This is a genomic window from Arenimonas daejeonensis (assembly GCF_007993735.1).
Lineage (GTDB): Bacteria > Pseudomonadota > Gammaproteobacteria > Xanthomonadales > Xanthomonadaceae > Arenimonas > Arenimonas daejeonensis.
In genome coordinates this window covers 2,929,879-2,948,889 of record NZ_CP042453.1, presented here as the reverse complement: position 1 = coordinate 2,948,889, position 19,011 = coordinate 2,929,879, and the positions used below count along the sequence as shown (strand labels likewise).

20 protein-coding genes and 6 pseudogenes are annotated in these 19,011 nt (G+C 69.1%); 9 read left to right on the top strand and 17 right to left on the bottom strand.

Annotated features, from left to right (window positions below; all coding sequences use genetic code 11):
- Positions 1–22: 22 nt before the first annotated feature.
- Positions 23–301, top strand: a complete 279-nt coding sequence (locus FRZ33_RS17885) for a glutaredoxin family protein (RefSeq protein ID WP_146910476.1) — start codon at positions 23–25, stop codon at positions 299–301.
- Positions 302–306: 5 nt separating this feature from the next.
- On the opposite strand, the pseudogene FRZ33_RS14575 reads toward FRZ33_RS17885, so the two are convergent.
- From FRZ33_RS14575 to FRZ33_RS14565, 3 genes and pseudogenes are all read right to left on the bottom strand, one after another.
- A pseudogene (locus FRZ33_RS14575) lies at positions 307–777 on the bottom strand (YceI family protein); the annotation flags it as partial.
- A 74-nt stretch (positions 778–851) separates the two neighbouring features.
- Positions 852–1,455: pseudogene (locus FRZ33_RS14570) on the bottom strand (cytochrome b).
- A complete protein-coding gene (locus tag FRZ33_RS14565) occupies positions 1,433–2,065 on the bottom strand; it encodes a YceI family protein (RefSeq protein ID WP_146910474.1) in 633 nt (210 codons plus the stop codon). Before FRZ33_RS14565 ends, FRZ33_RS14570 begins: the two are co-directional and overlap by 23 nt.
- 165 nt (positions 2,066–2,230) lie before the next feature.
- On the opposite strand from FRZ33_RS14565, the gene FRZ33_RS14560 reads away from it, so the two are divergent.
- Entirely contained in the window at positions 2,231–3,802 is a 1,572-nt protein-coding gene (locus tag FRZ33_RS14560; RefSeq protein WP_158637251.1) for an ATP-binding protein, read from the top strand.
- Here the strand turns inward: FRZ33_RS14560 and hemE are convergent.
- The 4 genes from hemE to FRZ33_RS14540 form a co-directional block, all read right to left on the bottom strand.
- Positions 3,799–4,878, bottom strand: a complete 1,080-nt coding sequence (gene hemE / locus FRZ33_RS14555; protein WP_425480640.1) for a uroporphyrinogen decarboxylase — start codon at positions 4,876–4,878, stop codon at positions 3,799–3,801. The genes FRZ33_RS14560 and hemE overlap by 4 nt on opposite strands.
- Positions 4,879–4,881: 3 nt before the next feature.
- On the bottom strand, positions 4,882–5,136 hold the full coding sequence (locus FRZ33_RS14550) for a WGR domain-containing protein (protein ID WP_146910471.1): 255 nt from the start codon (positions 5,134–5,136) through the stop codon (positions 4,882–4,884).
- Between the two features lie 85 nt (positions 5,137–5,221).
- Positions 5,222–6,298, bottom strand: coding sequence for a 3-dehydroquinate synthase (gene aroB, locus FRZ33_RS14545; protein WP_146910470.1), 1,077 nt, complete (start codon positions 6,296–6,298; stop codon positions 5,222–5,224).
- Positions 6,298–6,837, bottom strand: a complete 540-nt coding sequence (locus tag FRZ33_RS14540; RefSeq protein WP_146910469.1) for a shikimate kinase — start codon at positions 6,835–6,837, stop codon at positions 6,298–6,300. Before FRZ33_RS14540 ends, aroB begins: the two co-directional genes overlap by 1 nt.
- A 24-nt stretch (positions 6,838–6,861) precedes the next feature.
- Between FRZ33_RS14540 and FRZ33_RS14535 the strand changes: the two are divergent.
- The 3 genes and pseudogenes from FRZ33_RS14535 to FRZ33_RS14530 all read left to right on the top strand — a co-directional run.
- A pseudogene (locus FRZ33_RS14535) lies at positions 6,862–7,347 on the top strand (NAD-dependent epimerase/dehydratase family protein); the annotation flags it as partial.
- Between the two features lie 229 nt (positions 7,348–7,576).
- Entirely contained in the window at positions 7,577–7,708 is a 132-nt protein-coding gene (locus FRZ33_RS17135; RefSeq protein WP_265468648.1) for a hypothetical protein, read from the top strand.
- Between the two features lie 39 nt (positions 7,709–7,747).
- Positions 7,748–7,953 (top strand): annotated as a pseudogene (locus tag FRZ33_RS14530) (dodecin family protein).
- Here FRZ33_RS14530 and FRZ33_RS14525 read toward each other — a convergent pair.
- A complete protein-coding gene (locus FRZ33_RS14525) occupies positions 7,946–8,758 on the bottom strand; it encodes a kinase (RefSeq protein WP_146910468.1) in 813 nt (270 codons plus the stop codon). The pseudogene FRZ33_RS14530 and the gene FRZ33_RS14525 sit on opposite strands and share 8 nt — an antisense overlap.
- 49 nt (positions 8,759–8,807) lie before the next feature.
- On the opposite strand from FRZ33_RS14525, the gene pdxH reads away from it, so the two are divergent.
- On the top strand, positions 8,808–9,401 hold the full coding sequence (pdxH, locus tag FRZ33_RS14520) for a pyridoxamine 5'-phosphate oxidase (protein ID WP_146910467.1): 594 nt from the start codon (positions 8,808–8,810) through the stop codon (positions 9,399–9,401).
- Positions 9,398–10,201, top strand: a complete 804-nt coding sequence (locus tag FRZ33_RS14515) for an ABC transporter substrate-binding protein (RefSeq protein WP_146910466.1) — start codon at positions 9,398–9,400, stop codon at positions 10,199–10,201. Before pdxH ends, FRZ33_RS14515 begins: the two co-directional genes overlap by 4 nt.
- Here FRZ33_RS14515 and FRZ33_RS14510 read toward each other — a convergent pair.
- From FRZ33_RS14510 to FRZ33_RS14475, 9 genes and pseudogenes are all read right to left on the bottom strand, one after another.
- Positions 10,198–10,872, bottom strand: coding sequence for a hypothetical protein (locus FRZ33_RS14510; RefSeq protein ID WP_146910465.1), 675 nt, complete (start codon positions 10,870–10,872; stop codon positions 10,198–10,200). The genes FRZ33_RS14515 and FRZ33_RS14510 overlap by 4 nt on opposite strands.
- On the bottom strand, positions 10,869–11,900 hold the full coding sequence (locus tag FRZ33_RS14505) for a phosphotransferase family protein (RefSeq protein ID WP_146910464.1): 1,032 nt from the start codon (positions 11,898–11,900) through the stop codon (positions 10,869–10,871). The genes FRZ33_RS14510 and FRZ33_RS14505 overlap by 4 nt, the downstream gene beginning before the upstream one ends.
- Entirely contained in the window at positions 11,897–12,397 is a 501-nt protein-coding gene (locus FRZ33_RS14500; protein ID WP_146910463.1) for a metal-dependent hydrolase, read from the bottom strand. Before FRZ33_RS14500 ends, FRZ33_RS14505 begins: the two co-directional genes overlap by 4 nt.
- 3 nt (positions 12,398–12,400) lie before the next feature.
- The gene (locus FRZ33_RS17130; protein ID WP_265468647.1) at positions 12,401–12,592 is read right to left on the bottom strand and encodes an acyl-CoA dehydrogenase family protein; all 192 of its coding nucleotides are present in this window, start codon (positions 12,590–12,592) and stop codon (positions 12,401–12,403) included.
- Positions 12,589–13,671 carry an acyl-CoA dehydrogenase family protein gene (locus tag FRZ33_RS14495; protein WP_265468646.1) on the bottom strand — a complete coding sequence of 361 codons (1,083 nt, stop codon included), beginning with the start codon at positions 13,669–13,671 and terminating at the stop codon, positions 12,589–12,591. The genes FRZ33_RS17130 and FRZ33_RS14495 overlap by 4 nt, the downstream gene beginning before the upstream one ends.
- A gap of 45 nt (positions 13,672–13,716) precedes the next feature.
- Positions 13,717–14,400, bottom strand: coding sequence for a histidine phosphatase family protein (locus tag FRZ33_RS14490; protein ID WP_146910462.1), 684 nt, complete (start codon positions 14,398–14,400; stop codon positions 13,717–13,719).
- Entirely contained in the window at positions 14,397–14,837 is a 441-nt protein-coding gene (locus FRZ33_RS14485; protein ID WP_146910461.1) for a DUF4426 domain-containing protein, read from the bottom strand. The genes FRZ33_RS14490 and FRZ33_RS14485 overlap by 4 nt, the downstream gene beginning before the upstream one ends.
- A 74-nt stretch (positions 14,838–14,911) precedes the next feature.
- Positions 14,912–15,729 (bottom strand): annotated as a pseudogene (gene proC / locus FRZ33_RS14480) (pyrroline-5-carboxylate reductase).
- Positions 15,730–15,757: 28 nt separating this feature from the next.
- Positions 15,758–16,438, bottom strand: a complete 681-nt coding sequence (locus FRZ33_RS14475) for a YggS family pyridoxal phosphate-dependent enzyme (RefSeq protein WP_146910460.1) — start codon at positions 16,436–16,438, stop codon at positions 15,758–15,760.
- A gap of 94 nt (positions 16,439–16,532) precedes the next feature.
- Here FRZ33_RS14475 and FRZ33_RS14470 point away from each other — a divergent pair.
- Positions 16,533–17,569: pseudogene (locus FRZ33_RS14470) on the top strand (type IV pilus twitching motility protein PilT).
- A gap of 82 nt (positions 17,570–17,651) precedes the next feature.
- Positions 17,652–18,782: a PilT/PilU family type 4a pilus ATPase gene (locus FRZ33_RS14465; protein ID WP_146910459.1), complete on the top strand. Its 1,131-nt coding sequence runs from the start codon at positions 17,652–17,654 to the stop codon at positions 18,780–18,782.
- Positions 18,783–19,011 lie beyond the last annotated feature (229 nt).

The window sequence follows — 19,011 nt, the reverse complement described above, 5'->3', positions numbered from 1 at the left end:
TCCCGGGAAGTGGCCGTATTCTATGCGCCCCACGCCGAAGCCGACTGTACGCCGGCGAACTGCCCGGACACCCGATGCGACTGACCCTGGTCAGAAAGACGATTGCCACCTGTGCGACCTGGCCTGGGAGCGGATGGCCGAGGCCGGCGTGCAGGATTTCGACCCGCTGTGGATCGATGATGATCTGGGCCTGCAGGCACGGTATGGCGACCGTATTCCGGTGTTGCGGCGCGAAGACACCGGCGCTGAACTGGATTGGCCGTTCGGGGTCGATGCGTTGCGGGACTTCCTGCGGGCGTAGAGGCGCTATTCCCTTGGCGCCAGTACCAGCCGCGTCGTCACCACCACTTCGTCGGGCAGCAGGTCGGTGTCGGCCCATTCGCCTTCTCCGACCTTGAAGGCCAGGCGGCTGAGCCTGGCCTCGCCTTCCAGCACCGGTTCGGCGCCGGCGGTCCAGGTGAACGCCAGCGGCACCTGCCGGCTGATGCCGCGCAGCGTCAGTACGCCGTCGGCCACGTAACGGTCGCCGCCGAGCGCACGGAAGGCGTCGGCGAGGTAAACCGCCTGCGCCACCGTGCCGCTGTCGAAGAAACCTTCGCCGAGCAGCAGTTCGTCGCGTTCGTCGTTGTCGGTGCCGGCGCTGGCCAGTTCGATGTGCACCTCGAAGCGGCTGCCGGCCAGGTCCTCCGGGTCGAAACTGATGGCCGGCGTGAAGTCCGCGAACCGGCCTTCGAAGGCCTCGCCCTGGTAGGTGGCGCTGAATCCCAGGGTCGAACCGGGTTGCACGGTGTATTCGGCGGCGTTCGCGGACACGCCGGCCATCGACAGCAGCAGGAGACACAGGAGACGCATCATGCGGCCCCCGCATCGGGACCACGGCCCGGCCCGGACGCGGCGGGATCGGGAGCCTTCACCAGCGGCAGCATGCGCGCCAGGGTGCGGTCGCGGTCGAAATAATGGTGCTTGAGCGCGGCCAGGGCATGCAGCGTGACGATGGCGGCGAGCACCAAGGAACAGGGTCTCGTGCGCTTCGTGCGCGAAGCGCCGGACATCCGGGTCGCGTTCCGACAGGCCGGGCAGGTTGAACAGCGTGAACCACTGCAGCGGATAACCCGCCGCCGAGTTGTACAGCCAGCCGCTCAACGGCATCGCCAGCAGCACCACGTACAGCGCGCCATGCGTGAGGCTGGCGACGACGACCTGCCAGCGCGGCGTGCCCGGCACCGGCTGCGGCACGCCGGCCACCAGGCGCCACAGCAGGCGCAGCACGGTCAGCGCCAACACGGTCAGGCCGAAACTCTTATGCAGCGCATACACCTGCACCTTGGTGGGCGAGTTCGGCAGTTCGTCCATCAGCAGCCCGACCCCGGCCAGGCACAGCACCAGGACCACGGTGAGCCAGTGGATGCCCAGGCTGACGAAGCCCCAGCGGTCAGCGGCGTTCTTGATCGGCATCGGCGGAGTCCTCGGTGGCGGGGGTGGGCGTGCGGTCGCGGATCGCCTCGGCCTCGATCATCAGCTCGACCTCGTCGCCGATCACGTTCGGCCAGGTGGTGATGCCGAAGTCGCGACGGCTCAGGCGCGCGCTGGCGGAGAAACCGGCGCTGCGGCGGAAGGTGACCGGGTGGCGTTTGTGCGCGTTCAGGCGCACGTCCAGCACCAGTTCGCGGCTGACGCCGCGCAGCGAGAGCTGGCCGGTGACGCGTGCGCGGTCCGCGCCAGCGGCCTCGACGCGAGTGGAGACGAAACGTGCCTCGGGCTGGCCTTCGACGTCCAGGAAAGCCGGTTCAAGCACTTTTTCGCGCCATTCGGCATCGCCCAGGTCGAGGCTGGCCAGGGGCAGGCTGACCTCGAGCCGGGCCGTGCTCCAGTCCTCCGGGTCGAAGTGGAGTTGGCCGCTGGCGCCGGAGAAACTGCCGATGGCGCGTGACAGGCCGGCATGGTCCACCAGGAAGATCACGCGCGTATGCACCGGGTCGAGCCGGAAAATCTCGGTCCGGGCATCGGCCGGCGCGGCGGTGATCGCCAGGGTCAGGACCAGCCAGCATCGAAGTTTCAGGGACATGCGTTTTCCTACATCCACCGGGACGCGGCCTGGCTAGTCTAGGCCGGCCGGGTTAACGGGGAGTGGATGACGGTGGATTCCAATGCTGCGGGCGTCCGGAAACGCCTGCTGCCGTGTCTGTTCTGGGGGTTGGCGGGCATTGCCGCGGCGTCTCCGGCTGCCGCGATGCCGTCGGGGCCGGCGCTCGTGCATCGCGACGGCGTCGTGGTGGAGCTGCCCGCTTCAGGCCGCTGGCTGCGCCTGCAGCCGGGGGATCGCGACCTGCGCCTGCCGGCGCCCTCCGCGCCGGTGCGCCATCGTTATTGGCTGCAGGCGCACGACGCGGGCTGGATCGAATTGCCACCGGGGCAGCCGCGCCTCTATCAGCAGGTGCTGCCTGGTCGTCATCGCCTGATGTGGCAGGTGGCGGATGCCGCGGGTGGCTGGGCGCCCGTGCGCAGCCTCGAACTGCTGGTGGAGCCGGTGTGGTGGCGCACCCCGTCGGCGCTGCTGGTGGCCGCACTGGTGCTGCTGGCGGGAGTGGCCTGGCTGTCTGCCTGGCACCGCGCACGGCGCGCGCGCCGGCAGGCGCTGCTGCTGAGCCGCGAGCGGCAGGCGCTGGCCGAACAGCATTCCGAGGCCAAGAGCCGCTTCCTGGCGACCCTGGGCCACGAGATACGGACTCCGATGACCGGCGTGCTGGGCATGGCCGAACTGCTGCAGGGAAGCGCGCTGGATCCGCGCCAGCGTGCCCAGGTGGATGCCATCCAGCGTGCGGGCGCGCACCTGCTGCGCCTGCTCAACGATGCGCTCGACCTGGCGCGCATCGAGGCAGGACGGCTGCGGCTGGAGAACGCCCGTTTCGAGCTGCGCCCGCTGCTGCAGGAGGTGGCCGGGCTGCTGCAGCCGCTGGCGTCGGCCAAGTCGCTGGTGTTTTCGCTGCACTGCGACGCCGGCGCGCCCGTCGCGCTGCACGGGGACGCCACGCGTCTGCGGCAGGTCCTGTTCAACCTTGGCCACAACGCCATCAAGTTCTGCGAGCAGGGCAAGGTCTCCCTGCGGGTCGGACCGCGTTCGCCGCAGGGCCTGGTGCTGGAGATGCGGGACACCGGTCCGGGACTGGATGCGGAGCGCCAGGCGCGCCTGTTCCACCGGTTCGAGCCCGGTGATGGTGACAGCAGCGGCGGTACCGGCCTGGGGCTGGCGATCAGCCAGGAGCTGGTGGTGGCGATGGGGGATCGATCAGTGTGGCCAGCGCCCTGGGGGGGGGCTTGTTTCAGGGTGGAGTTGCCGTTGGCGGCTGCTGAGGAGGGGCCGCTTTTGGCTGCGGATGAGGAGCGGCTTTGCCTTTGGCAGCTTCTTTGGGAGAGCTGTCTTTCGCGGGAGAGTCGGCTTCGGGTGTTTCTTTTTCGCGATCTTGTTGGTCGAAGACGACCCCCGGTAGCGGAGGTGGTGGTCGGCCTGCTGCAGCGCGCCGGGCATCGCGTGCTGCATGCGCCGCATGGGCTGGCCGCGTTGACCGCGCTGGAAACCCAGTCCTTCGACCTCGCCCTGCTCGACCTGGACCTGCCCGGCATCGATGGCCTCGCGCTGGCGCGGCTGATCCGCGCCCGCGGCCTGGAGTTGCCGCTGATCGCACTGACCGCGCGTTCCGACCCCGAGGCGGAACCGGCCGCGCGCGCCGCCGGCATGGGCGGTTTCCTGCGCAAGCCGGTGACCGGCGAGATGCTGGCCGGGGCGTTGGCGGCGGTGCGCTAGCCGGCGCGGCTGTGCGCGTGCACCGCGTCCACCAGCACGCGCACGTGTTCCGGATCCATGTCCGGGCTCATGCCGTGGCCGAGGTTGAACACGTGGCCGGCGCGGGAACCGTCGTTGGCGGCGGCGTAGCCGTCGAGCGCGCGCGCCACTTCGGTGCGGATGCCCTCGGGCGAGGCGTACAGCGTGGTCGGGTCCAGGTTGCCCTGCAGCGCGACCCGGCCACCGGTGCGGCGGCGGGCGTCGCCCAGCGACACGGTCCAGTCCACGCCCAGGCCTTCGGCGCCGGTGGCGGCCAGGTCTTCCAGGTAGGGCGCATTGCCCTTGCCGAACAGGATCAGCGGCGTGCGCTGCGCGCCGTCGCCGCGCGGCAGTTCGGCGGCGATGCGCTGCAGGTAACGCAGCGAGAATTCGCGGTACACGTGCGGCGCCAGCACGCCGCCCCAGGTGTCGAACACCTGCAGCGCCTGCGCACCAGCCGCGCGCTGCGCCGCCAGATAGGCGATGACGGCATCGGTGGTGACCTCGAGCAGCCGATGCAGCGCCGCCGGTTCGTTCAGCGCCATGGACTTGATGCGGGCGAAGTTGTCGCTGCCGCCGCCTTCGACCATGTAGCAGGCCAGGGTCCACGGGCTGCCGGAAAAACCGATCAGCGGCACGGCGCCGTCGAGCTCACGGCGGATCAGCGACACCGCATCCATCACGTATCGCAGTGAGCTGCCCATGTCCGGCACGGCCAGTTTCGCGATGTCGGCCGGCGTGCGCACCGGGCGTTCGAACTTCGGGCCCTCGCCGTCGGCGAAATACAGGCCCAGGCCCATGGCGTCGGGCACGGTGAGGATGTCGGAGAACAGGATGGCCGCGTCGAGGTCGTAGCGGCGCAGCGGCTGCAGGGTGACTTCGCAGGCCAGTTCGGGGTTGGTGGCCAGGCCCATGAAGCTGCCGGCCTGCTTGCGGGTGGCGCGGTATTCGGGCAGGTAGCGGCCGGCCTGGCGCATCAGCCACACGGGCGTGCAGTCCACGGGTTCGCGGCGCAGGGCACGCAGGAAGCGGTCGTTCTTCAGGGTCACGGTTTCAATCCATCAACGCGGTGCGTCTGCACCTTGGGCGAACATGACCAGGAAGCCTTTGCGCAACTGGGTGTCGCGGGCTTTCTCGAAGGCCGCGAGGGCGGCATCGCGTTCCAGGTACTGTTCGCGCTTGAGTTGGGCCTTGCCGCCGATCTGGCCGGTTTCGCGCAGCAGGGTCCAGCCGCCCAGCAGGTCCTGCTGGAGGATCAGCTGGACGTACCTGGGGGCTTCTCCGGCGAGCGGTTTTTGCTGTAGCAGCAGGCGCATAGGGGCGCCATTGTAGCCGTTGGCGGGCGTTTTGGCGGGCCCGCGCCACTTATTCCGCAGGCTTCCAGGGGCAAGAAAGCAGGCCTCAGGCGTCGAGCACCGCGCGGATTTCCAGATCGGGGACGTCGGTGACGACTTCGGCGCGGCCCAGGCCGGACCACAGGATCAGACGCAGCGAACCGGAGACGGCTTTCTTGTCCAGCCGCATGCGCGCCAGCAGCGCATCACCCGACAGCCCGGCGGGCAGGGCCACGGGCAGGCCGAGGCGCTCGAGCAGCGCGGCCAGCCGCGCCGTGTCCGCCCAGGGCGCGCGGCCCAGGTCGGAGGACAGGCGCGCCGCCAGCACCATGCCGACTGCGATCGCCTCGCCGTGCAGCAGCCCGCCGTAACCCTGCTCGGTCTCGATGGCGTGGCCGAAGGTGTGGCCGAAGTTGAGCAGCATGCGCTCGCCCTGTTCGGTCTCGTCGCGCGCCACGATGCCGGCCTTGTGCGCGCAGCTGACGGCGATCGCCTCGGCCAGTGCGTCGGCATCGCGGTCGAGCAGGGCGTCGGCCTTGTTCTCCAGCCATTCGAAGAATCCGGCATCGGCGATCGCGCCGTACTTCACCACCTCGGCCAGGCCGGCACGCAGCTCGCGGTCGGGCAGGGTGTCGAGCGTGGCGGTGTCGGCCAGCACGGCCGCGGGCTGGTGGAAGGCGCCGACCAGGTTCTTGCCCTGCGGCAGGTCCACCGCGGTCTTGCCGCCGACCGAGGAGTCCACCATCGCCAGCAGGGTGGTCGGCAGTTGCACGAAACGCACCCCGCGCATCCAGCAGGCGGCCGCGAAACCGGCCAGGTCACCGACCACGCCGCCGCCCAGCGCGACCACGGTGGCGTCGCGGCTGGCGTCGAGTGCGGCCAGGGCCGCCATCACGTCGCCGAAGCGGGCGAGCGTCTTCTCCTGTTCGCCTGCGGGCAGCACCAGCGACTTGACGGTCTTGCCCTTCAGCGCCGCCTCGACCTGCGCGAGGTAGAGCGGGGCGACATTGCGATCGCTGACGATCAGCGCATGCCGGCCCGGCACGAAGGCGGCCAGGCCGGTCGCGTCGTCCAGCAGGCCGCGGCCGATCCGGATCGGATAGCGCCGTGCACCCAGTTCGACCTGGAGTTCGCGCACCGGCATCACGCCGCCTCCGTGCGCTGCCAGCGCTGTTCGAGCAGGGCGCCCAGGCGTTCGGCGGCGACCGGCACGCTCAGGCCGTCGGCATCGAAGGCGAGGTCCGCGACCTCGCGGTAGATTGGTCCGCGTTCGACCGCCAGGGCCTCGAGCCGGGCGCGTTTGTCGCCGACCGCCAGCAGCGGCCGGCTGCGGTCGCGCGCCAGGCGTTCGATCTGCTGCGACACACTGACCTGCAGGTGCACCACGAAGCCACGTTCACGCAGCCGCCGGCGATTGTCCTCGGCCAGCACCGCGCCGCCGCCGGTGGCGACCAGTTGGCCGGCGCCGCGCATGAGTTCGGTGATCAGCGCGGTCTCGCGTGCGCGGAACCCGGCTTCGCCTTCGCATTCGAAGATCAGCGGCACGGGCGCGCCGGTGACTTCTTCCAGGCGGTGGTCGCAGTCCACGAAGGCCAGCCCCAGCCGCACGGCCAGGCGCTTTCCGATCGAGGTCTTGCCGGCGCCCATCGGGCCGACCAGGACGAGGTTGGGGGCGGGATTCATGGGTCACGATGCTAGCATCCCGGCATGGATCCTTCGTCGCAGAACCGCGCCGGTGCTGGCGCTTCGGGCCGGCGGCTGGTGATCGCCGGCGCCGGCGACGTCGGTGGCCGGCTGGCGTTGCGGCGGGTGTTGCTGGGTGATGACGTGATCGCAGTGCGGCGTCGCGACGTTGCGATGTCTCCCGGTGTGCGCGGCGTGCGCGCCGACCTGGCCAGCGGCGAAGGACTGTCGCGGCTGCCGCGGCGTGTCGAAGCGCTGGTGTTCTGCGCGGCGCCCGACCGCCGGGACGAGGCGGCCTATCGAGCGCTGTACGTGGACGGCCTGCGTCGTCTACTCGATGCCTGCGACGCGCCGCGGGTGCTGTTCGTGTCCTCGACGGCGGTCTATCGCGAGGACGCCGGCGAATGGGTGGACGAAGCCACGCCACCGCTGCCGCAGGCCTTCAACGGCCAGGCGCTGCTGGCGGCCGAACAGGTGCTGTCGGCGCATGCCGGCGGCATCGCGCTGCGGCTGTCGGGACTCTACGGTCCGGGGCGGGAAATGATGCTGCGCAAGTCCCGTGCCGGTGAGCCCGGACGGCCGCACTGGACCAACCGCATCCATGTCGAAGACGCGGCTTCCGCATTGTCGTGCCTGCTGGACATTGCAGCGCCGGAGTCGCTTTACCTGGCAGCGACGACCTGCCGGCGCGTGAAGACGAGGTCCTGGCCTGGCTGCGTTACCAGGAGGGCGGCCGGACGTGGCCGCCGCCACGGGCGAAGAGAGCGGGCGCCGCATCCGCAATACCCGCCTGCGCGCCACCGGCTGGTCGCCGGCACACGCCGACTATCGCAGCGGCTATGCGGCGATGCTGGCGGAGCCGGGCGTATAGTTGGCCGGGCCCCTTCCGGGCTTCGCACAGGAGAAGGTCATGGCTACTGTCACCAAGGTGATCGAAGTTTCTTCGTCCTCCAAGAAAGGCATCGAGGACGCCGTGCAGGCGGGACTCAAGAAGGTCGCCAAGAGCGTGAAGAACATCCAGGTGCCTGGGTCAACGACATCAAGGTCGTGACCGACGGCGCCGGCGCCGTGACCGAGTGGCGCGTGAACATGCGCGTGAGTTTCATCGTCAGCTGATCGGCCTGCGCGCGTCGTCCAGCGCGATCACGCGCTCGGCGATGCCCGGCAGCGTGCGCATCGCCTGCCGGCCGACCCGTTCGAACAACTGCAGGAAGCGCCCCAGCCGGGCGCGGTCCATGCCGGTGCGCTGCGGGTGTTTCGCCTGCAGCCGCGTTTCCTGCTGCCAGCGCCACTCGAACACGGTCTCGAAGCCGGGCGGCTGCAACCAGGTCAGCCAGTCCAGTTGCTGCCACAGCGGCGCGTAGCCGCCGAGCGCGTCATTGCAGTAGCGGCGCCAGAGGCCGTCGCCGTCTTCTTCGGTTTCCAGCCGGTTGATCGGCAGGGCCAGGTTGCCGGGCGCCTGCGCCGGCGTCTTCAGGAACCAGCCCTCGAACACGACCAGGCGCGGCGGCGCCGCCACGTGCGGCCAGCGCGACGGCGGCCGGCGGGTATCGGCCAGCTTGTCGAAGCTGGGCAGGGCCACGGATCCGCCGTGTCGCAGGGCATCGAGGGTGGCCAGCGCCAGCGGCAGGTCGTGCGTGCCCGGCGGGCCGCGGTCGGCGAGCAGCGGATGCACGCGCCGCGCCAGCGCTTGCCGCTGCCGCCGGCCGAAATAGACGTCATCGATGGACAGCACCGCCACAACCAGCCGGCGCGACGCGGCCAATGCCGCCATCTGTGCCGCCAGCGTGGACTTGCCGCTGCCCGGCAGTCCCGCCAGTCCATACACGGGCATCGGGCCGGGCAGGGCCAGGGCCTCGTCCAGCCGGTCGGCGACGAAACCGGGAGCGAATCCCGCGGCGGGGTGCAGTTCGGGCGGCATCGGCGGACAATAGCGAAACCCCGAGACCAGCGAAAACGAGGATGCGCCGATGACCGACCTGTACGCGGAAGCGTTGGACACCTTCGCCAAGCTGCTCGAGGAAGCCAAGGCCGCCGGCGACCCCGACCCGACCGCGATGACGGTCGCCACCGCCGACGCGCAGGGCCGTCCCTCGGCGCGCACCGTGCTGCTGAAGGCCTTCGACGCGCGCGGTTTCGTGTTCTACACCAACTACGACAGCCGCAAGGGCCACCAGCTGACGGCCAATCCGCAGGCGGCGCTGCTGTTCCTGTGGAAGACGCTGCGCGAGCAGGTGCAGGTGAAGATCGAGGGCACGGTGGAGCCGGTGTCGCTGGACGAGGCCGAAGCCTATTTCGCCTCGCGGCCGCGGCCCAGCCAGATCGGCGCCTGGGCCTCGCTGCAGTCGCAGACGCTGGATGCGCGCGACACCTTCGAGGCGCGTATCGACGCCTTCGAGAAGAAGTTCGAGGGCATGGACGTGCCGCGTCCTCCCCACTGGTCCGGTTATCGCGTCGTGCCGGAGATGATCGAGTTCTGGTACGGCGCCCGTTACCGCCTGCACGAACGCCAGCACTACTCGCGCGTGGACGGCACCTGGTCCAAGCGGATGCTGTATCCGTGAGTTTCGGTCCGCGCCGCATCGTCTGCCTGACCGAGGAGCCGACCGAAGTCCTGTACGCGCTGGGCGAACAGGACCGCATCGTCGGCATCAGCGGATTCACGGTGCGGCCGGCGCGGGCGCGCAAGGAAAAGCCGAAGGTCAGCGCGTTCACCTCGGCCAAGATCGGCGAGATACTGAAGCTGAAACCCGATTTCGTGGTCGGCTTCTCCGACATCCAGGCCGACATCGCCGCCGAGCTGATCCGGCATGGCGTGGAGGTGTGGATCAGCAACCACCGCAGCGTGGCGGAGATCCTGGACTACGTGCGGCGGCTGGGCGCGCTGGTCGGTGCCGGCGGTCGCGCCGATGCCTATGCGGACGAGCTCAAGCGTGGCCTCGACGTCATCGAAGCCGAGTCGGCGAAATTGCCTCGCCGCCCGAAGGTCTATTTCGAAGAGTGGGACGAGCCGCGCATCACCGGCATCCGCTGGGTCGCGGAGCTGATCCGCATCGCCGGCGGCGACGACATCTTCCCCGAGCGTGCCGCCGAGTCGCTGGCGAAGAACCGCATCCTGCCCGACGACACGGAAATCATCGCCCGCGCGCCGGACATCGTGTTCGGCTCCTGGTGCGGCAAGAAGTTCCAGCCTGGCAAGGTCGCCACGCGCCCGGGCTGGGAAAACGTGCCTGCCGTGCGCGACGGCGAACTGCACGAGATCAAGTCGCCGGTCATCCTGCAGCCCGGCCCCGCGGCGCTGACCGACGGTGTGCGCGATATGGCCGGGTTCATCACCCGATGGGCGGAGCGGCCTGCGCGTTAACGTTCGTTCTCCACAGCGGCCTTCAAGTACAGGTCGCTGACGGCGTTCATGATGATCGAAGCCTTCACGGCTTCGGGCTCATCCCGGAAAATCGGGTTGCAGTATTTGTAGGTTCGATACCTTGACCCGTACAGCAGCTCGACCACCAGGCAGGACCCGTCCATCACGACAAAGTCAGTCTCCGGGAGTTCCGATTCGTCCGGAAGTTTCTCCAGATCATTTGCCTCGAGGTTACGAAGAATGGAGGCCCATTGCGGGGTGCTGCGGAACCGCACCGTACATGCCTGTTCGCCGTCCTTGATCTTGTAGTCGACGCAATACATTTCCGTCTGCTGACGGAACCAGTCGCGCATTTCGGGATCAGAAGACTCTTCCGTGGACCTGGCGTGCAGATGAAGGGTTCCGATCGTATGGCCGCCAATTCCAGTGCGGAATCGCAGCAGGGTTTCAGGTGCGATCGTGCCGAAACCGACCCAGAGGCGGATTTCCCGCTGCCCCTCCGGCAGTTGCATGTTCCGGAGCAGGTCGATTCCCAGAGCATTCGCCGCCCCGTCGGTGAAACGCAGCAAGGTGGGTACGGGAAGCGATGTATCCGCTGGCGACTGGGCGGACGCGGATGGCAGTGGCAGCGTGGCGGCGACCAGGCAGGCGCTCAGCAGAATGCGGTTCATTGCCAAGGCGTCTCCAGTGCGTCGAGCCCCAGCTCCGCCAGCATTCCGGTCATGCGGCCCGCCTGCATCGCCTGTTCGCTGGACGCATTACCCTGTTCGGCGCGTTTGGCCACGCCCCCCGCGATGGCGGCGAGGCGGAAGAAGCTGAAGGCCAGCACGAAGGGCCAGTCGGCCGGGATGTCGCGTCCGGTGAGCTCGGAATACCGCGCCAGCAGCGCGGCTTCGTCGGGAATGCCGAGCGACGCGCGGTCCAGGCCCGCCAGGCCGGGCAGGGCCGGGTTGCGCGGCAGCCGCAGCGCCATGCAGAAGTAGCCGAGGTCGGCCAGCGGGTGGCCGAGCGTGCTCAGCTCCCAGTCGACGATGGCGATCACGCGCGGCTGCGCCGGGTCGAACATCAGGTTGTCGATGCGGAAGTCGCCATGCGTCAGCGCCACGCTGCCGTCGTCGGCGAGGCAACGGACCGGGAGTTTTTCGATCAGCGCGTCCATCGCCGGGATCGGCCGGGTCTCGCTGGCGCGGTACTGTTCGCCCCAGCGCCTGAGCTGACGTTCGAAATAGTTTCCGGGCTTGCCGTAGTCGGCCAGGCCCACGGCCGCCGGCTCCACGGTGTGCATCGCCGCCATTGTCGTGATGATCGCGTCGTAGAGGGCGCCACGTTCGGCCGGTGTCGCGTCCGGCAGCGACGGGTCCCAGAAGATGCGGCCGTCCACGAACTGCATCAGGTAGAACATCGAGCCGATCACCGACTCGTCCGTGCACAGGTGCAGCGGGCGCGCCACCGGCACCGGGCCGCCGTGCAGCGCGGCCAGTACGCGGAACTCGCGGTCCACCGCATGCGCCGAAGGCAACAGTTGGCCCGGCGGCTTGCGGCGCAGCACGTATTTGCCGCTGGCCGCTTCGATCAGATAGGTCGGGTTCGACTGCCCGCCCTTGAACTTGGTCGCGGTCAGCGGGCCGCGGAAATCCGGCACGTTGTTCTGCAGATAGGCGGCCAGCGTTTCCGCAGGCAGGGCGAGCCGGTCGGTCATGGCGTGGCGGATTCCTTGTGGCGGCGTGCCAGCGCCTGGCCGCCGACCAGCGCCAGGCCCAGGCCGCCGGAAACGAAACAGGCCAGGTGCAGGGTTTCGATCGAGACCGCACCGAGCCAGGGATTGCCGGCCAGCAGCGGCCAGAATGGCGTCATGTCGGCGTGCATGATCGCGTCCAGCGCGATGTGCGAGAAGGTCCCGACGTAGGCGCCGATGAAGCTCGCGCTCCAGGTGAAGGGAGGATGGGCGATGCGCAGCAGGCGCAGCGCGAATTCGCTGATCGGCCGGCCGATGATCCCTGCGATGGTGCCGATCACCAGCGCGCCCGCCACCGTGTGCGTGTAGCCATGCAGCACCGGCCAGCCGCGCAGGATGCCGACCAGCGGCTCGATGTCCATCAGCACCTGCGAACCGCCGAACACCATGAAGCTGAAGCGGCGCCCGCCGATGGCCTTGAACACCAGTCCCGGCCCGAGGTGGATCGGCGTGAACGGCATCGTTCAGCCCTTGAGCATCGAACGCGCCAGCGAGGCGATGTGCACCTCGTCCGGGCCGTCTGCCAGCCGCAGCGAGCGCGCACCGGCATAGGCCTGGGCCAGGAAATGGTCCTGCGACAGGCCACCGGCGCCGTGCACCTGCATCGCCCGGTCGATCACCGCGCAGGCCATGCGCGGGGCGATGATCTTGATCATTCCAACAAGGTCGCGGGCCTGCTGGATTCCCGCCTGATCGCTGGGCGACGTGGAGCCACCCGCTTTTTCCCATGCAACCCGAACGCATCAAGCGCCGCCGCCGCTTGCAGCGTCAGCAGCCGCGCCTGCTCGATCTCGCAGCGGCTCAGCGCGATCGCCTCCTGCGCCATGCCGTGCTGGCCGATCGGCCGGCCGAAAGCCTCGCGCGAACGGGCGCGTTCGAGCATCGCCTCCAGCGCACGCTGCGCCAGCCCGATCAGCCGCATGCAGTGGTGGATACGCCCCGGCCCCAGCCGCGCCTGCGCGATCTCGAAGCCGCTGCCGGATTCGCGCAGCCGGTTGGCCACCGGCACGCGCACGTTGTCGAACTCGATCTCGACATGGCCATGCGGCGCGTCGTCGTAACCGAACACGGTCAGGGGGCGCACGACGCGCACGCCGGGTGTATCCATCGGCACCAGCACCATGGACTGGCGCCGGTGCACCGGCGCGTCCGGGTCGGTCACGCCCATCACGATCAGGATCCGGCAGCGCGGGTCGCCGGCGCCCGTGGTCCACCACTTGCGGCCGTTGATCACGTACTGATCGCCCTCGCGCACGATCGGCAGGGCGATGTTGGTGGCGTCGGAGCTGGCGACGTCCGGCTCGGTCATGGCGAAGGCGGAACGGATCTCGCCGGCCAGCAGCTTCGGCAGCCAGGGCGCCTGCTGTTCGGGCGTGGCGAAGTGCGCCAGCACTTCCATGTTGCCGGTGTCGGGCGCACTGCAGTTGAAAACCTCCGGCGCGTGCAGCGAGCGGCCGGTGATCTCGGCGATCGGCGCGTAGTCGAGGTTGCTCAGGCCCGCGCCGAGTTTCGCGTCAGGCAGGAACAGGTTCCAAAGGCCGGCGGATCTTGCTTCGGCCTTCAAGGCCTCCAGCTTCGCCGGAATCGTCCAGCGCGTCGCCGGATCGGCAGCATGCGCCGCGAACTCCGCTTCGGCGGGGATCACCTTGTCGGCGACGAAGGCAGCGACCCGCGCCTGCAGTTCGCGCGACCGATCGGAGAAGGGGAAAAGCGTGGCGGGGCGCGGCTCGGTCATCGGGTTCTCGCGGAGGCGCCGGGGCGCCGGGTCAGGGGTGCATCTTCAGTAATACGTCCACAGCTCGCGCTCGCCGTGCAGGTGCGGCAGCGCGTTCCAGCTGCCCAGGCGGAGGCGGCCGCCGTGCGGGTGGAATTCGCTGAGCGCACTGTTGCGCAGCGCCAGGTTCAGTTCCACCGCGCGGTGGTCCGGCACGTCCAGCGCCATCTGCGCCAGGCGCGAGATCACGCCGCCCGAACTCAGCACCAGGGCCTCGCCATCGCCTGCAAGCGCCTCCAGCCGCTGGCCGGCCGACTGCACCCGCGTGCCGAAGGCCGCCCAGGATTCCGGCAGGCCAGGCAGTTCGTCGCGGGCCCAGGCCAGCAGCGCGGCCTGCAGCATCGCGCCGACGTCGCGCGGGTTGCCGCTGCGGCTGGCGATGGCGACGGGGTGGTCGGCATAACGCGAAAGCCAGGCACCGAAGACGGCCTGGTGGTCGAATTCCGCGAAGCCTTCGTCGGCGACCGGTTCGGGCAGTTCCAGGCCCTGGGCCGCGAACGCGGCCACGATGCCGTCGGCGGTCTGCCGGTGCCGGCGCATGCCGCCCACCACCACGGCCTTGAACCGGTGCCCGCCGCGCACCAGCCACTCGCCCAGCCGGCGCGACTGCAGTTGCCCGCGTTCGGACAGGTTGTCGTAGTCGGCGGCGCCGTAGCTCGCCTGTCCGTGGCGAACCAGCAGCAGGCTCACTGGGGGAAGAACTCCTGGCGGAAGCTGGCCTGCACCGGCGCGGTCGCGCCTTCGGGCGTGACCTCGACTTCGAAGTCCAGGGTCTCGTGGCCCTGGATGCGGGCTTCGGCCAGGTAGTAGATCGCCTCGCCCTCGCGCACCTCGCGCACGCGCAGGGCCGAACGCTGGCCGTTGAGGTTGGTGACCGCGACGCTGACCTGTGCCGGCACCGCTTCGTCGGCGCCGGGCGTGCCGCGACGGACCGAGATGTTCACCAGCGCGCGGTTGGCCGACCGGGTGATGCCGTACTGGCGGGCGACGTCGGGCGTCAGGCTGGTGGTCGGTACCGCGTTGTAGTGCACCACCAGGTCGCCGGAGCGGACCGAGTTCTGCGCCACGGCCGGCAGCGCCAGGCCGCAGAGCACGGCGATCAGGACAAGGAAGCGGTGACGGATCATGGCCGGACCTCCTCGGGGCGGGAAAGCATCATCGCGCTGCGGCCACGGCCTGTCATCCACGGGGCGTGAAGGGTTCAGCCGCCACCGGCCAGCTCGCGGCCGCGCCGGGTGGCGGCGGCGATGGCCTGGTCCACCAGCTGCCGGAAGCCGCCGGCCTCGAAGCTCTCGATCGCTGCCTGGGTGGTGCCGCCGGGAGAGGTGACGCGCTGCCGCAGCACGGCCGCCGGTTCGCCGGATTCGCTGAGCATGCGCGCCGCGCCCAGGATCGTCTGCAGCACCAGGGTGCGGGCGGTATCGGGCGCCAGACCCTGGGCTTCGCCCGCCGCCTGCATGGCCTCGGCCAGCAGGAAGGCATAGGCCGGACCGCTGCCGGATACGGCGGTGACTGCATCCATCAGCGACTCTTCGGGGATCCAGGCGGTGATGCCGGCGGCCTGCATCAGGGCCTCGGCGGCCTGCCGCTGGTCGGGCGTGACGCGGGCATTGGCGTACAGGCCGGTGGCGCCGGCGCCGAGCAGGGCGGGGTGTTGGGCATGCTGCGCACCACCGCCTGGCCACCGCCCAGCCACTGGTCGATCTGATCGGTGGTGATGCCGGCAGCGATGGACACCAGCAGCGGGCGCTGCGCCTGGGCCAGGGGCGCCAGCGATTCGCAGACGTCGCGCATGACCTGCGGTTTGACCGCGAGCAGCCAGGTACCGGCGCCGTCGGCCGCCTCTACGCCGGTCTCGCGGACACGCACGCCGAAGTCGGTGGCCAGGGCTTCGCGCAGGGCGGCGACCGGCTCGGCCACGCGCAGGGCTTCCGGCGCGTGGCCCCGGGCGATCAGTCCGCCGATGAGGCTGCGGGCCATGTTGCCGCCGCCGATGAATACGATCGGGTGTCTGTCCATGGAGGCAAGGTAAAGGAAGCGGGCCGCATCAGTCACGCGCGCCGAACAGCGCCGTGCCGATGCGCACCATCGTCGAGCCCTCGGCGATCGCCAGCGCGAAGTCTTCGCTCATGCCCATGGACAACGTATCCACGTCCGGGTGGCGTGCGGCGAGCGTGTCGTAAAGCTGCTTGAGCCGGCGGAAGGCATCGCGCCGGTGTGCGGGGTCGGGATGCGGTTCGGGGATCGCCATCAGCCCGCGCAGCCGCAGCCGCGGTGCGGCTGCGACCCGGTCGGCCAGGGCAGCGACCTCGCCGGGGGCACAGCCGGACTTGCTGGCCTCGCCGTCCACGTTCACCTGGATGAGCACGTTCAGCGGCGGCCGGTCCGCGGCCCGGGCCTGGTCCAGGGCATCGACCAGCTTGGCCCGGTCAAGTGAATGCACCCAGTCGAAATGTTCGGCCGCCTCGCGGCACTTGTTCGACTGCAGGTGGCCGATCAGGTGCCAATCCAGCGGCAGGTCGGCCAGGGCCAGGCGCTTGGCCGTACCTTCCTGGACGTAGTTTTCGCCGAAGGCCCGCTGGCCCGCCGCGGCCAGGGCGCGTACCGCTTCCGCAGGGCGGGTCTTGGACACCGCCAGCAGCTTCACGGCCCCTGGCCGGCCGGCCAGCTTTGCCGCGTTTTCAATATCTTGCAAGACGCCGTGCAGGGTCCGGGCGAACGATTCCATGGATGGTATTGACCTTCGTGGATAGCGCTATACTGCCCCGGGGGCACGCGATCGCCTATTCATTAATTGGATGCGCCGCTAAGGGGATTTGAAGATGGACATCGCCGAACTTCTGGCATTCTCGGTCAAGAACAAGGCCTCCGACCTGCACCTGTCGGCCGGCCTGCCGCCCATGATCCGCGTGGACGGCGACGTCCGCCGCATCAACATCCCCGCCCTGGACCACAAGCAGGTGCATGCGCTGGTGTACGACATCATGTCGGACAAGCAGCGGCGCGACTACGAGGAGTTCCTCGAGGTCGACTTCTCCTTCGAGATCCCCGGCCTGGCGCGCTTCCGCGTCAACGCCTTCAACCAGAACCGCGGCGCCGGCGCCGTGTTCCGTACCATTCCCAGCCAGATCCTGACGCTCGAGGAACTGGCCGCGCCCAAGATCTTCTCCGAACTGGTGCAGCAGCCCCAGGGCCTGGTGCTGGTGACCGGCCCGACCGGCTCGGGCAAGTCAACCACCCTCGCGGCCATGGTGGACAGCGTCAACAAGAACGAATTCGGCCACATCCTCACCGTCGAGGACCCGATCGAGTTCGTGCACACCTCGCAGAAGTGCCTGGTGAACCAGCGCGAAGTGCACCGCGACACCCACGGCTTCAACGAGGCCCTGCGCTCGGCCCTGCGCGAAGACCCCGACTACATCCTGGTCGGCGAGATGCGCGACCTGAAACCATCCGCCTGGCGCTGACCGCCGCGGAGACCGGCCACCTGGTGTTCGCCACCCTGCACACCTCGTCCGCGGCCAAGACCATCGACCGCATCATCGACGTGTTCCCCGCCGGCGAAAAGCCGATGGTGCGCTCGATGCTGTCCGAGTCCCTGCGTGCGGTCATCTCGCAGTCGCTGCTCAAGAAGGTCGGCGGCGGCCGCGTCGCGGCGCACGAGATCATGATCGCCACCCCGGCCATCCGCAACCTGATCCGCGAGGACAAGGTGGCGCAGATGTACTCGTCCATCCAGACCGGCCAGCAGTACGGCATGCAGACGCTCGACCAGTGCCTGCAGGACATGGTGAAGCGTGGCCTGGTGACGAAGCTGCAGGCCAAGGAATACGCCAAGGAAAAGAAGCTTTTCGAATGACGTCCATGCCGGTGGGGGCTGGCAGGATGCCGCATGAACACCGCGCCCGGGCCAAGGCCACGGGCGCAGCACAGGAGCACGCATGAGCAGCATCGACTTCACCTCCTTCCTGAAGCTGATGGCGCACAAGAAGGCCTCGGACCTGTTCATCACGGCCGGCGTGCCGCCGTCAATGAAGGTCAACGGCAAGCTCTCGCCGATCACCCAGAACCCACTGACGCCGCAGCAGTCCCGCGACCTGGTGCTGAACGTCATGAACCCCTCGCAGCGCGAGGAGTTCGAAAAGACCCACGAGTGCAACTTCGCCATCGGCGTGTCCGGCGTCGGCCGTTTCCGTGTGTCGTGTTTCTACCAGCGCAACCAGGTCGGCATGGTGCTGCGCCGCATCGAGACGCGCATTCCCACGGTCGAGGAACTGAACCTGCCGGCGGTCATCAAGTCGCTGGCGATGACCAAGCGCGGCATCATCCTGTTCGTGGGCGCCACCGGCACGGGTAAGTCCACCTCGCTGGCGGCCATGATCGGCTACCGCAACATGAACTCCTCGGGCCACATCATCACCATCGAGGACCCGATCGAATTCGTGCACAAGCACGAGGGCTGCATCATCACCCAGCGTGAAGTCGGCATCGATACCGACAGCTGGGAAGCGGCGCTGAAGAACACCCTGCGCCAGGCGCCCGACGTGATCATGATCGGCGAGGTGCGTACCCGCGAGGGCATGGACCATGCGATCGCGTTCGCGGAAACCGGCCACCTGGTGCTGTGCACCCTGCACGCCAACAACGCCAACCAGGCGATGGACCGCATCATCAACTTCTTCCCGGAAGACCGCCGCAGCCAGCTGCTGATGGACCTTTCGATGAACCTGAAGGGTGTGGTGGCGCAGCAGCTCATCCCGACGCCGGACGGCAAGTCCCGGCGTGTCGCCATGGAAATCCTCCTGGGCACGCCGCTCGTGCAGGACTACATCCGCGACGGCGAGATCCACAAGATCAAGGACGTGATGAAGGAGTCGACCAACCTGGGCATGAAGACCTTCGACCAGGCCCTGTTCGAGCTCTACCAGGCGGGCGAGATCAGCTACGAGGACGCCCTGCGTTTCGCCGACTCGGCCAACGAGGTGCGCCTGAAGATCAAGCTGGCCCAGGGCGGCGATGCCCGCACCCTGTCCCAGGGCCTGGATGGCGTGGAGCTGTCCGAGGCCAAGTAGCCCCGGCCGTTCCCTGTTCACCGGAACGCCGGGCTTGCCCGGCGTTTCTTTTTCATCGCGGCCGAACCTGCCGACAGTCCCGGCGGGCCGGCGCGCTAGAATGTCGCCATGTCGCGCGCCCCGAACCCGTCCGGCCCGTCCCCCGTGGCCCGGTCCACCCCGGCCAGTACCTGGCCGACCACTTCCTTATCGCCATGCCGACACTGGAAGACCCGAACTTCCACCATTC

Bases quoted from the DNA above. Each gene is read 5' to 3' on its own strand.
- FRZ33_RS14525 (WP_146910468.1), bottom strand. From the start codon at position 8,758: ATGCCGCCCGAACTGCACCCCGCCGCGGGATTCGCTCCCGGTTTCGTC.
- FRZ33_RS14465 (WP_146910459.1), top strand. From the start codon at position 17,652: ATGAGCAGCATCGACTTCACCTCCTTCCTGAAGCTGATGGCGCACAAG.
- FRZ33_RS14505 (WP_146910464.1), bottom strand. From the start codon at position 11,900: ATGACCGACCGGCTCGCCCTGCCTGCGGAAACGCTGGCCGCCTATCTG.
- pdxH (WP_146910467.1), top strand. From the start codon at position 8,808: ATGACCGACCTGTACGCGGAAGCGTTGGACACCTTCGCCAAGCTGCTC.
- FRZ33_RS14485 (WP_146910461.1), bottom strand. From the start codon at position 14,837: ATGATCCGTCACCGCTTCCTTGTCCTGATCGCCGTGCTCTGCGGCCTG.
- FRZ33_RS14540 (WP_146910469.1), bottom strand. From the start codon at position 6,837: ATGAATCCCGCCCCCAACCTCGTCCTGGTCGGCCCGATGGGCGCCGGC.
- FRZ33_RS14475 (WP_146910460.1), bottom strand. From the start codon at position 16,438: ATGGAATCGTTCGCCCGGACCCTGCACGGCGTCTTGCAAGATATTGAA.
- aroB (WP_146910470.1), bottom strand. From the start codon at position 6,298: ATGCCGGTGCGCGAACTCCAGGTCGAACTGGGTGCACGGCGCTATCCG.
- FRZ33_RS14495 (WP_265468646.1), bottom strand. From the start codon at position 13,671: ATGACCGAGCCGCGCCCCGCCACGCTTTTCCCCTTCTCCGATCGGTCG.
- FRZ33_RS14565 (WP_146910474.1), bottom strand. From the start codon at position 2,065: ATGTCCCTGAAACTTCGATGCTGGCTGGTCCTGACCCTGGCGATCACC.
- FRZ33_RS14510 (WP_146910465.1), bottom strand. From the start codon at position 10,872: ATGAACCGCATTCTGCTGAGCGCCTGCCTGGTCGCCGCCACGCTGCCA.
- FRZ33_RS14550 (WP_146910471.1), bottom strand. From the start codon at position 5,136: ATGCGCCTGCTGCTACAGCAAAAACCGCTCGCCGGAGAAGCCCCCAGG.
- FRZ33_RS17885 (WP_146910476.1), top strand. From the start codon at position 23: ATGCGCCCCACGCCGAAGCCGACTGTACGCCGGCGAACTGCCCGGACA.
- FRZ33_RS17130 (WP_265468647.1), bottom strand. From the start codon at position 12,592: ATGATCAAGATCATCGCCCCGCGCATGGCCTGCGCGGTGATCGACCGG.
- FRZ33_RS14560 (WP_158637251.1), top strand. From the start codon at position 2,231: ATGCCGTCGGGGCCGGCGCTCGTGCATCGCGACGGCGTCGTGGTGGAG.
- FRZ33_RS14500 (WP_146910463.1), bottom strand. From the start codon at position 12,397: ATGCCGTTCACGCCGATCCACCTCGGGCCGGGACTGGTGTTCAAGGCC.